Origin of the sequence: Bradyrhizobium sp. (genome assembly GCF_049586575.1) — a bacterium.
Lineage (GTDB): Bacteria > Pseudomonadota > Alphaproteobacteria > Rhizobiales > Xanthobacteraceae > Bradyrhizobium.
Genome location: NZ_JBAVCF010000391.1, coordinates 19899 through 31395, shown reverse-complemented (window position 1 = coordinate 31395; position 11497 = coordinate 19899). Strand labels below are relative to the sequence as shown.

The window sequence follows — 11497 nt, the reverse complement described above, 5'->3', positions numbered from 1 at the left end:
TCTGCCGAACGAGCAGAACAAGAAGTTCGTCGCGGATTACCGCAAGAAATATGCGCCCGCGCGCCCGACCTATTACGGCGCGCAGGCCTATGACGCGGCGCAGTTGATCAACAGCGCGGTGGTCGCGGTCAAGGGCGACACTTCCAAGAAGGACGCGATGAAGGCCGAGATGGAGAAGGCCGATTTCAAGTCGCTGCGCGGCTCCTATAGATACGGCAACAACCACATCCCGATCCAGAATTTCTACTTGCAGGACGTGGTCAAGGGGGCCGACGGCCAGCTCTCGCTCAAGACGGTCGCCACCATCGTCAAGGACAATCAGGACAACTTCCACGACAAATGCCCGATGAAGTGAGCACGGATTTTGCTTGGGGAATGCGGCAGCGCTAAAAACGCTGCCGCATTTGCTTAACGCTCCCCTTCGGGGGAGGGTGGGGATCGGTCGACAAGACCGACAAAGGGGATCGGCTCGGGTGCTGCTTGTCGTCGAACAATTCTTGAACGGGCTGCAATTCGGCTTGCTGCTGTTCCTGCTTGCGGCAGGGCTGACGCTCGTCTTCGGCATCATGGATCTCGTCAACCTCGCCCACGGCTCGCTTTACATGATGGGCGCCTATTTCGCCGCGACGTTTGTCGCCTGGACCGGGAGTTTCATTCTCGGCATCGTGCTGGCGCTCGGCGCGACGCTGTTGCTCGGCATTGTGCTGGAGGTCGTCGCGTTACGGCACCTCTATGGCCGCGACCATCTTGACCATGTGCTGGCCACCTTCGGGCTGATCCTGTTCTTCAACGATCTGGTGCGGCTGGTCTGGGGACCGGCCGGTCTGGCGCTGCCGCTTCCAGCCTGGCTCACCGTGCCGGTACAGATCATCCCCGGCGTGTTTTATCCCGCCTTCCGGCTCGCCATCATCACGGTCGCGCTGGCCGTCGCATTGATGCTCTATCTCGTGGTGATGCGCACCCGCGTCGGCATGTTGATCCGCGCAGGCGCCTCGAACCGCGAAATGATCGGTGCGCTCGGCATCAACATCAAGCTGCTCTACACGCTGGTGTTCGGATTGGGCGCGGCACTCGCCGGCCTTGCCGGGCTGATGGAGGCGCCGATTCTCACCGTGCAGATCGGGATGGGAGAGAACATTCTCATTCTCGCTTTTGTCATTATCGTGATCGGCGGCATCGGCTCGATCCGCGGCGCGTTTGTCGCAGCGATCCTGGTCGGGATGATCGATACGCTCGGCCGCGCCTTCCTGCCCGACTTCCTGCGCCATATCCTGAGTTCAGCGGCGGCCTCGACGGCTGCGCCTGCGCTGTCCTCGATGCTGATCTACCTCCTGATGGCGATTGTGCTGGTGGCAAGGCCGGAGGGGCTGTTTCCGGCCAACCGTCGATGAGCGCCTCTTTCAATTCCCGCAACGTGGTTGCGGCGGCCGTCGTCGCGGGCCTCTTGTTGCTGCCGGTATTTTCACAGCTCACCGGCAACGGCTTCGTGCTGACGTTGTTCACGCGCATCGTCATCTTCGCGCTCGCCGCCGTCAGCCTCAATCTCATCATGGGCTATGGCGGGATGATGAGCTTTGGCCATGCCGCCTATCTCGGCATCGGGGGCTATGCGGTCGGCATCCTCGCCGCCGAGGGTTTTGGGTCCGGTTTCGTGCAATGGCCGGTCGCGCTCCTCGTCTCCGCACTGTTTGCACTCGTCATCGGCGCGCTCTCTTTGCGTACGCGCGGCGTCTATTTCATCATGATCACGCTCGCCTTTGCCCAGATGGCCTATTACGTCGCCTCCGGCCTTTCGCGCTATGGTGGCGATGACGGCTTGACGATCTACAAACGCAGCACCTTCGGCGGCCTGATCAACCTGTCGAACCGCGTCCAGTTCTATTATCTCTGCCTGTTCTGTCTGTTCGGCTGCATCTACCTGATCTGGCGCATCGTCAATTCGCGCTTTGGCCTCGTCGTGCAGGGCTTGCGATCGAACGAACAGCGCATGCAGGCGATCGGCTTTCCGGCGACGCGTTACCGGCTGGTGTGCTTCGTCATCGCCGGGACGATGTGCGGCCTGGCCGGGGCACTGCTGGCCAACAACACGGATTTCATCAGTCCGGCCGTGATGTACTGGACCCGCTCGGGCGATCTGATGGTGATGGTGATTCTCGGCGGTATGGGATCGCTATTCGGCCCCGTGGTCGGCGCCATCGTCTATCTCGTGCTGGAAGAGTTTCTCTCGCAGGTCACCGAATACTGGGCGATGATCATGGGGCCGCTGCTGCTCCTGATCGTGCTGTTCGGGCGCGGCGGCATTCTCGGTCTCGTCGGGAGGTTTTCCCGTGGCTGAACCCTTGCTTCACGTCCAGAATCTGGTGAAACGGTTCGGCGGCGTTGTCGCGACCGACAACCTCTCGCTCGATATCGCGCAAGGCGAACTGCACGCGATCATCGGGCCGAACGGCGCCGGAAAGACCACGCTGATCAGTCAGTTGATCGGACAATTGCGCCCCAGCGCCGGCACCATCCGTTTTGCCGGCGAAGACATCACCCATCTGCCGGTGTGGAAGCGCAGCCGGCTCGGGTTGGCGCGTTCGTTCCAGATCACCTCGCTGCTGCCGGATTTCACCGCGGCCGACAATGTCGCGCTGGCCGCGCAGGCCCAGGACGATCATTCGTTTCGCTTCTTCGCCAATGCCCGCAAGGAAGCGGCACTGCGCGAGGCGGCGCATGCGGCGCTGAAGCGGGTAGGGCTTGGCGATCGCGCCGATGTCGTGGTCTCCAGGTTGAGCCATGGTGAACAGCGCGAACTCGAATTGGCCGTTGCGCTCGCCACCAAGCCGCAATTGCTGCTGCTCGATGAGCCGATGGCCGGTCTCGGCGCCACCGAATCGGCGCGCATGGTCAAGCTGCTCGCTGATCTTCGGAAGGAAGTGACGATCGTGCTGGTCGAGCACGACATGAACGCGGTGTTCGCGCTCGCCGACCGCATCACCGTGCTGGTCTATGGGCGGGTGATCGCCTCCGACGTGCCGGCGGCGATCCGCGTCAATGAAGAGGTCAAGCGCGCCTATCTCGGCGACCAGCATGTGGTGACGAGCCATGGTTGACGCGACGCCGCTGCTCGAGGTCGAGGGAATCGAGACCTGCTATGGTCTCAGCCAGGTGCTGTTCGGCCTGTCGCTGTCGGTTCGCGCCGGCGAGATGGTCGCCCTGATGGGCCGTAACGGCATGGGTAAGACCACGACCATTCGCTCGATCATGGGTCTGACGCCGCCGCGTGCCGGCGCGGTTCGCCTCGGCGGCAAGGACGTTCGCGGGTTGGCTTCGTTTCGCATCGCGCAGCTTGGAATCGGTCTTGTTCCCGAGGGCCGCCAGATTTTTCCGAATCTGACGGTGCGCGAAAATCTGGTTGCGGCTTCGGCCAATCGTCTTGGCGCTGATGACCCCTGGACGCTGGAGAAGATCCACTCGCTGTTTCCGCGTCTGGCCGAACGCGGCGGCAATATGGGCAACCAGCTCTCCGGCGGCGAGCAGCAGATGCTCGCGATCGGCCGCGCGCTGATGACCAACCCTCGGCTGCTGATTCTGGACGAGGCGACGGAAGGGTTGGCGCCGCTGATCCGCGGGGAAATCTGGAATTGCCTGTCGTTGCTCAAGGCGCGTGGCCAATCGGTGCTCGTGATCGACAAGAATGTCGAGAATCTATCTCGGATCGCCGACCGTCACTACATCATCGAGCGCGGCCGCGCGGTGTGGAGCGGCACGTCGCAGCAATTGATCGCGGAGCCCGATCTGCAACACCGCTATCTCGGAATTTGAATGGTGTGTGACAAGCCGTGCATCGGGCACGGCCAGCGACGTTAAATTTTGAGATGAGAAAAGGCTTCTTCGGCGCGGGGCGGATAAAGCATTCCGTTATCGCCTGATTGCGAAGTTCGAACAGTTTCGTCCCCGATTTGGCATCGGTCTCAACTGGTATCCGAATCTCAACATGAAGTTCATGCTCGATTACGAACACGTCGTCGTCGACAATCCGCAGTTCTTCGGCGGACCGTACTATCGCGGCGCGACGATCGACTGGATCGCGGCGCGCACGCAGTTCGTGTTCTGAGAATCTCTTATCCCTCCCTCGCGCCATGCGGGGGAGGGATATTCAAAACATCTCGAAATATTCGCGGTGCTCCCAGTCCGAGACTTCGGCCTGGAAGCGCTCGAGTTCGGCGTTCTTGATGTGGAGATAATAATCCACAAAGCCCGCGCCGAGCTTGTCGCGGAAGAAGCTGTCAGCCTTCAGCGCGTCCAGGGCCTCGCGCAGTGTTTTTGGCAGCGCGGGGGCTTGGGTTTCGTAAGGGGTGTCGGCGGGCGGGGGAGGATCAAGTGCGCGGTCGATGCCGTCGAGGCCTGCGACGATCTGCGAGGCCATATAGAGATAAGGGTTGGCGGCGGGCTCTCCAATCCGGTTTTCCAGCCGCGTCGCCGGATCGTTCGCGCCACCGAGCATGCGCACCATCACGCCTCTGTTGTCGCGGCCCCAGATCGCGCGATCCGGCGCCAGCGAATAGGCGCGGTAACGCTTGTAGCCGTTGATGGTCGGCGAAGCGAACACCGCCGATGCGCGCGCATGCTGCAACAGCCCTGCAAGATAATGACGGCCGAGCGGGCTTAAGGGCATATCGCCTTCCTTCGCCATGAAGGCGTTCTCGCCGGTCGCGCGCGAAACGATCGATTGATGCAGATGCCAGCCGGAAGCGAAAATGTTGGGAAGCTTCGGCCGGCACATGAAGGTCGCGTGATAGCCGTGGCGCCGCGCGATCTGCTTCACGGCGCTGCGAAACAGCACCATGTTGTCGGCGGGCTCAAGTCCTTTTCGCGGGGCGAAGGTGAATTCGCATTGGCTCGGGCCGAATTCCACCTCCACCGAGCGCAAAGGCAGGCCGAGCGCCAGAATATCGCGCCGGATAACGTCAAGCACCGGCGCCATCTGGTCGTAGCGCTGCTCGGTCAGATATTGGTAGCCGTGCGAGAGCAGGCTTACTTCCGGCGGCCGGCCGGGCTGGCCGGCATCTTCCGGCGACAGATGTGCGTCTTCGAGCTTGAAGATGTGAAACTCGACTTCGAGACCGGCGACGAAATCGAGGCCGCGCTGTCCGAGCTGGTCCAGCACCTTGCGGAAAAGATGCCGGGTCGCAAACGGCACCGGCCGTCCGTCGGCAAAATACACGTCGCACAACAGCCAGCCGTCCGAGGGTGCCCATGGCAGCACGCGAAAGCTTGTGGGATCGGCCACCATCAGGACATCGGCGGCGCCCTCCATCTCGGGCATGCCGAAGCCGCCGCCGGAGCTGAACACCGGAAACACGGTGCGATGCGCGGTGTCCTTGGCGAGCAGTGTGGTGGTGATGCTGCAGCCACTCTCCAGCGACGCGAGCGCTTCGCTTGCGACCAGCGTCTTGCCCCGGAGGATGCCGTGCTGATCGGGAAACGACAGACGGATGGTTTCGAGCTTTTGTTCCTCAACGATGCGGCGAAGACGGTTGGCCGCCTCTTTCTGTTCGCTCGTCCAAAGACCGTGACGCTCAACGAAACTCACGGCGCTGCCACCCTTAGCCATCGAGCCACTCACACCACTCTCAGCTGCGGCGGCTTGTCGGCGGTCTCCTCGGGCACCGGTGCAGCCCAGGGCGCGCCGCGGCGGCGCTTGACGTCAACTTCCATCCAGAAGGTTTCCCAGCCGCGGGTCGGTCCGATGCCGTCCATGGTTGCGGGCCCCTGAATGCTCCTGGCGTGGGTGGCATCGAGGAACATGAAAGGCCTCTCCCCCTTGGCCGCCTTCTCGATCTCCGCATGCAGCAGGCGGCGATATTGCACGATTGCCTTGTCGGCGGTGCCGAGATGTTCGCGGGTGCGGTCCTGGATCGAGCCCATCGATTCCACCGCCCACTGGTCGTGCACGTTGATGTCGCTTCCCATGCCGGTATAGGTCGCGGTCTGCTGTTCGTGCGGATCGAAGCCGTAGTCGTTCGATCTGTTCTTGCGCGAGACGTAATCGGGCAATTCGTAGAGTTCGAGGCGCTGCTCGCGCATCGTCTTCTTGTCGACCGGCGCCGAATACGACGTGAAGATCGCGTACCAGTAGCAATTCTGGTCGTCGATCGGCACATGCCACTGCGTGATCGTCATCTCCGTGCTCATGGGGATGACGAAGGCGTTGGGAAAAAGCTGGTTGGTGACGCGCACATGCGTGCGTTCCGAATCGATCTCGCGCAGCGCAATCAGCCGCAAGCCATATTCGGTCTGTTCGACATTGATGATGGGGCGATCGTACTCGCGCAGGATCTTGGTCATCGGCAGTTCGGTGCCGGCGGAGGCGCCGCGGAACTGACGGCCATAGGCCGTGGACGTATCCTCATCCTCGAAGAAGCGATGCAGGAAGGAGGCGTGCGAGGGGTCGATGCCGACTTCGAGTGCTTGCAGCCAGTTGCAGTTGATGTGGCCCTTGAAGGCGAAGGTGTGGCTGTCGGGCGCGACAAAACAGTCGATCTCGGGAAGCGCCGGTGGTTCGCCTTCGCCGAGATAGGCCCAGAGAATGCCGCGCCTTTCCACGACCGGGTAGGCGCGCTGCCTGATGCCCCGGCAAAGCTTGGAATCCTCCGGCTCGGCCGGCGTCTCCAGGCATTGCCCGGAGGCGTCAAACAGCCAGCCATGGAAGGCGCAACGTAACCCGCCACCCTCTAACCGGCCGAACGCAAGATCGGCGCCACGATGCGCGCAGTGGCGTTCGATCAGGCCGTAATGCCCCTGCTCGTTACGAAACAGCACGAGGTCTTCGCCGAACAGTTTCAGGGGGCGCACGGGGCGCGGCCCTTCGAGTTCGTCGAGCAGTGCCGCCGGCTGCCAATACATCCGCATCAGTTTTCCGCACGGGTCCTTTGGCCCGGTGCGGGTGATCAGGTCGTTCTGTTCCTGGCTCATCATGGCGCGTTACCTCATCCTAAAAAGGCTTGCGATGGAAGGCAGTCGCAGCTAGGTTGTTCGTCTATTGAACAATTGTTCAATATCGTAGCATGATCGAGAGGCTTCGCAAGAGACTCCCAAGCAGACTCCATGGTCAAACCCAGGCGCACCGACGGCGAGCCCCGCGCCACCGATTTTGTCGAGAGCCTCGACCGGGGCCTGCGGCTGTTGCAGGCATTCGGCGCGCGGCCCGCGCCGATGACGCTCAGTGAAATCGCTGCTCTCGCCGGCCTGCCGCGCGCCACGGCGCGGCGCATTCTCTTCACGCTTCAGCACGGCGGCTACGTTTCAAGCGACGGCAAGCTGTTTGCGCCGACACCACATGTCCTGACGCTGGCCGGCGCATACTTGCGCTCCAACCAGATCGTCACCGTGCTGCAACCCGCACTCGACGAGATTGCTGCCGCGGCGCAGGAGATCAGTTCGCTGGCGGTACTCGATGGCGACGACGTGGTGTTCGTCGCGCGCGGCAGCCCGACCCGGATGTTCTCAGGCGGCGTCGACATCGGCTACCGCTTGCCCGCGTTCTGTACGGCGGTCGGCCGCGTCCTGCTCGGTCGGCTCAGCGATGCCGAGTTGAAGACGAGGCTGGGCGCGATGAAGCGCGAGGCCCTCACGCCGCAAACGCTGACCGATCCGAGGCGGCTGCTCGCCGCCATCATTGCCGACCGCGCACGCGGCTTTTCCCTCGTTGATCGCGAGGCCGAGCCGCATTTTCGTTCGATCGCCGTGCCGGTGAAACGCTACGATGGTGCGGTCGTCGCCGCGATCAATATCGGCGCTCACGTCGACCGCATCTCGACGGAGGAAATGACCAAGCGCTTTCAACCGCTGTTGCGCGAGCATACGGAGAAAGTGACGGCGATGCTGCTTTAATCATCAGCCTGAGGATTGCCGGCCGTGCGCGATGATCGGCGTCGACAAGTATCAAACGTCGCCGAAAACCTTTCGGATCGTCTAATAATGCTTGAGTGCCGCGGCAATCGCTTCAAAGCGAGCTACGATCTGGGGTGTAACCAGATAACGGAGAGCGCCGGCAACGGATGCGCCGACAATGAATGCGACGATTGTGTACTGCGCAGTTGCAATCGACAGAAGCATCGCAAGCAGTCGTCGCCGCCGGGGTTTCGGCGTGATCGCGACCGCGGTGCTAATGGGACCGTGGTCTTCCGCGATACTCATTCAGGTTTTCGACGTGATGGGTTCACGGCGGCTCCAAATCTAGTGCTCAGACGCAAGCTGATCGATGCGGGCCTGGAGTTGTCGATTGATGCGTTCGCTGCTGCGCAGCTTGCGCGCCAGTTCAAGCGGAATGACATCGCTAGCCCAGGCCGCCGGAGAAAACGCCAAGCCGGCGGCATTCCTATCGCGCCAGACCAGACGCGCCGGCCACGATAGCCCTTTCCGCTCGATGGTGAAATCGAGTTGGTCGGGAAACAAGCCCGGATTCTCAAGTTCGATTTTCGCGCCGAGCCGGTTGAAGTTGCGGACGGTACAGGTGACCGTCGAGTTGCGCGCGTTGAACGCAACCATTCCGCCGTAATAGACGCGGTTTCGGTGCAGTTGCCGCCGTTCTCGCATGGTTTTTCTCGCGATGTGTTTCACCCTTCAGTAACACTACCGGAAGGTGTATGGCCATGACCGCTGCCGTGGAACTGCAGTAGTGGTTAATGGCTGCGGCCCCCCGGCGGGAGTGGTCCAGCGTGCCTGTATGCGCTGAATTTTCGTGAGGTGCGATCAGCGCGCGGCGCTGCGCAGGCCGAATGTCTTCTGATCGTTTTGCAGCACGGGCGCGACCGCCTCGGTCAGCCGTGAAGCAGCGGCTTCAACGGATAGCCCCGCGGTATCGACCACCGCGGATGCGCGGGCATAAAGCGGCTCGCGGCTGGTCAGGATATTGCGCAATTCGGCCATCGCCGAGCGGTCGTCCGCCATCGGGCGCAGATCGCCCTGCCGCCGCACCCGCGCCATGTGCTCTTCCGGCTCGGCCTTCAGCCAGATCGTATAGAACGACGAGAGAATGAGATCGAAGGTCACCGGTTCGGAGACGATGCCGCCGCCGGTCGCAAGCACCGTCAGCTCTTTCCGCGCCAATAGTTGCGTCAGCGCCGCCTGCTCCAGGCGGCGAAAACCTTCCTGGCCGTAGAGCGCGATGATCTCTGCGACGGAGAGGCCGTTCTGCGTCTCGATCTCCTTGTTGAGCTCGACGAAATTCCAGCCGATTTTTTTAGCGAGCATTTTGCCGAGTGTCGACTTGCCGGCACCCCGCAAGCCGATGAGCGCAATTCCCGCAAACGACATCCGCCGCTGCATCGGGGTGTTCTGACCGGCGAGAATGTCCTTGGCTTGCGCGATCTGAGCCGGCGAGGCCTTGCGCAGGAGATCGCGGACCACGGCCCAGTCGGGCGACGGCTCGGCCGCCGGTATCAAATCTTCCAGATGTGCGCCCATCGCGTTCGACACCCGCCGGAGCAGCACGATCGAGACGTTGCCGCGGCCCGCTTCAAGCTGCGCGATATAGCGCTCGGAAATGCCGGAGACTTTTGCAAGGACCTTGCGCGACATGCCGCGCAGTGCGCGCATGGTGCGCACACGCTGGCCAAGCTGCTCGAGAAAGCCGGTTTCGGGATCGCTGGTGTGGGTCATGATCCCTTATGCGAAGCGGGTCATCTCCCACGAAGGTCGTGGGAACCGACAGGAAACATAATGCCGAAGAGGATTGACAGCAAGCGTGCGGAGTGCCTTTCTATGAATTATAATTCTCAAAAATTAGGACGAGGACGCCATGACCGCGCCTTCGCCTGCGCATGAGGAAGCTGTCGGGGAATCGGCATGAGCGAGACATCGGGCGCTTACAATGCGGTGACCTACCTGCTGGACCGCAACATCGATGAGGGCCGCTCCGACAAGCTTGCCTATACCGACACCGTTTCCGAACTGACCTATGGCGAGTTGCAGCGGCAAAGCTGCCGCGTCGCCAACCTGCTGCGCCGGCTCGGTGTCCGCCGCGAAGAGCGCGTCGCGATGATCATGCTCGACACGGTGGATTTTCCCGCGGTGTTTTTAGGCTCCATCCGCGCCGGCATCGTGCCGGTGCCGCTCAATACGCTTCTGACCTCCGATCAATATGCCTACGTGCTCGCCGATTGCCGCGCACGGGTGCTGTTTGTTTCCGAGGCGCTGTATCCGGTCGTCAAAGATATTGTCGGGCGGATGAACGATCTCGAATGCGTGGTCGTCTCCGGCAAGAATGCATTCGGGCATAAATTGCTGTCCGACGAGCTCAAAGGCGAAGGCGATACGTTCGCGACCGCCGCCACGCATCCGGACGAGCCGGCCTTCTGGCTTTATTCGTCCGGCTCGACCGGCATGCCGAAAGGCGTGCGGCACTTGCACGCCAATCTCGCCGCGACGGCCGAGACCTATGCCAAGCAGGTGCTCGGCATCCGCGAGGACGATGTGTGTCTGTCAGCGGCGAAATTGTTCTTCGCCTATGGCCTCGGCAATGCGCTGACCTTCCCGATGTCGGTTGGCGCTACCATCGTTCTCAACCCCGAACGGCCGACGCCGGCGGCGATGTTCGCGCTGCTGAACAAATATAACCCCAGCATCTTCTACGGCGTGCCGACGCTGTTCGCCGCGATGCTGAACGACCAATCGCTTAAAGCGCACGGCGGCGGCGCGCGCTTGCGGGTCTGCACCTCGGCGGGCGAAGCCTTGCCGGAATCCGTCGGCCATGCCTGGAAGGCGCGCTTCGGCGTCGACATTCTCGATGGCGTCGGCTCGACTGAGCTGTTGCACATCTTTCTGTCGAACGCGCCCGGCGACATCAAATACGGCTCTTCGGGGCGCCCGGTGCCAGGCTACAAGGTGCGGCTTGTCAATGAAGCGGGCGCCGACGTGCCGGATGGCGAAGTCGGCGAACTGCTGGTGGATGCGCCCTCCGCGGGTGAAGGCTACTGGAATCAGCGCAGCAAGAGCCGGCGTACTTTCGAGGGCCACTGGACCCGCACCGGCGACAAGTACATTCGCGACGCCGACGGGCGTTACACGTTCTGCGGCCGCAGCGACGACATGTTCAAGGTCTCCGGCATCTGGGTCTCGCCGTTCGAGGTCGAGAGCGCGCTGATCACCCATCCCGCGGTGCTGGAGGCCGCCGTGGTGCCCGAGGCGGATAGCGAAGGCCTGCTCAAGCCCAAGGCATTCGTGGTGCTGCGCGCCGGCGCCAAGACGAATGGCCGCCTTGACGAGGCGCTGAAAGAGCACGTCAAGCAGAAGATCGGCGTCTGGAAATATCCGCGCTGGATCGAGACCGTCGAGGCGTTGCCCAAAACCGCGACCGGCAAGATCCAGCGGTTCAAGCTGCGGGACGATGTACGCCGTGATGTCTCTGACGATTGAGAATCGAACTGTTGCCGCACGGTGCGCTCTGCTCTCTCCCCCCTTGTGGGGGAGAGGTGGAGAGGGAGGTACTGCGAACGCCGGCGATTGCAGC

At 62.3% G+C, this 11497-nt stretch carries 12 protein-coding genes; 7 read left to right on the top strand and 5 right to left on the bottom strand.

Annotated elements, in window-relative coordinates; translation table 11 throughout:
* From WB528_RS15555 to WB528_RS15535, 5 genes are all read left to right on the top strand, one after another.
* Positions 1 to 355 (top strand): ABC transporter substrate-binding protein (locus WB528_RS15555; RefSeq protein WP_423889303.1); only part of this gene is annotated, 355 nt, incomplete at its 5' end.
* Between the two features lie 118 nt (positions 356 to 473).
* Complete coding sequence (locus WB528_RS15550) at positions 474 to 1391, top strand: branched-chain amino acid ABC transporter permease (protein ID WP_423889302.1); 918 nt, start codon at positions 474 to 476, stop codon at positions 1389 to 1391.
* Positions 1388 to 2335, top strand: coding sequence for a branched-chain amino acid ABC transporter permease (locus WB528_RS15545; RefSeq protein WP_423889300.1), 948 nt, complete (start codon positions 1388 to 1390; stop codon positions 2333 to 2335). The genes WB528_RS15550 and WB528_RS15545 overlap by 4 nt, the downstream gene beginning before the upstream one ends.
* On the top strand, positions 2328 to 3095 hold the full coding sequence (locus tag WB528_RS15540; RefSeq protein WP_423889299.1) for an ABC transporter ATP-binding protein: 768 nt from the start codon (positions 2328 to 2330) through the stop codon (positions 3093 to 3095). The genes WB528_RS15545 and WB528_RS15540 overlap by 8 nt, the downstream gene beginning before the upstream one ends.
* The gene (locus WB528_RS15535; protein WP_423889298.1) at positions 3088 to 3807 is read left to right on the top strand and encodes an ABC transporter ATP-binding protein; all 720 of its coding nucleotides are present in this window, start codon (positions 3088 to 3090) and stop codon (positions 3805 to 3807) included. Before WB528_RS15540 ends, WB528_RS15535 begins: the two co-directional genes overlap by 8 nt.
* Positions 3808 to 4141: 334 nt before the next feature.
* On the opposite strand, the gene WB528_RS15530 is transcribed toward WB528_RS15535, so the two are convergent.
* Both WB528_RS15530 and WB528_RS15525 read right to left on the bottom strand, forming a co-directional pair.
* Positions 4142 to 5578 (bottom strand): glutamine synthetase family protein, encoded by a 1437-nt coding sequence (locus tag WB528_RS15530; protein ID WP_423889304.1) that lies wholly within the window; start codon positions 5576 to 5578, stop codon positions 4142 to 4144.
* A gap of 29 nt (positions 5579 to 5607) precedes the next feature.
* On the bottom strand, positions 5608 to 6963 hold the full coding sequence (locus WB528_RS15525) for a Rieske 2Fe-2S domain-containing protein (protein ID WP_423889297.1): 1356 nt from the start codon (positions 6961 to 6963) through the stop codon (positions 5608 to 5610).
* 129 nt (positions 6964 to 7092) lie between these two features.
* On the opposite strand from WB528_RS15525, the gene WB528_RS15520 reads away from it, so the two are divergent.
* Positions 7093 to 7878 (top strand): IclR family transcriptional regulator domain-containing protein, encoded by a 786-nt coding sequence (locus tag WB528_RS15520; RefSeq protein ID WP_423889296.1) that lies wholly within the window; start codon positions 7093 to 7095, stop codon positions 7876 to 7878.
* Positions 7879 to 7959: 81 nt separating this feature from the next.
* Here the strand turns inward: WB528_RS15520 and WB528_RS15515 are convergent, their stop codons facing one another.
* The 3 genes from WB528_RS15515 to WB528_RS15505 form a co-directional block, all read right to left on the bottom strand.
* Entirely contained in the window at positions 7960 to 8184 is a 225-nt protein-coding gene (locus tag WB528_RS15515; RefSeq protein ID WP_423889295.1) for a hypothetical protein, read from the bottom strand.
* Between the two features lie 39 nt (positions 8185 to 8223).
* Positions 8224 to 8583: a PilZ domain-containing protein gene (locus WB528_RS15510; protein WP_423889294.1), complete on the bottom strand. Its 360-nt coding sequence runs from the start codon at positions 8581 to 8583 to the stop codon at positions 8224 to 8226.
* A 156-nt stretch (positions 8584 to 8739) separates the two neighbouring features.
* Positions 8740 to 9648, bottom strand: coding sequence for a helix-turn-helix transcriptional regulator (locus WB528_RS15505; RefSeq protein ID WP_423889293.1), 909 nt, complete (start codon positions 9646 to 9648; stop codon positions 8740 to 8742).
* Positions 9649 to 9834: 186 nt separating this feature from the next.
* Between WB528_RS15505 and WB528_RS15500 the strand changes: the two genes are divergently transcribed.
* Positions 9835 to 11403 carry a benzoate-CoA ligase family protein gene (locus tag WB528_RS15500; RefSeq protein WP_423889292.1) on the top strand — a complete coding sequence of 523 codons (1569 nt, stop codon included), beginning with the start codon at positions 9835 to 9837 and terminating at the stop codon, positions 11401 to 11403.
* Positions 11404 to 11497 lie beyond the last annotated feature (94 nt).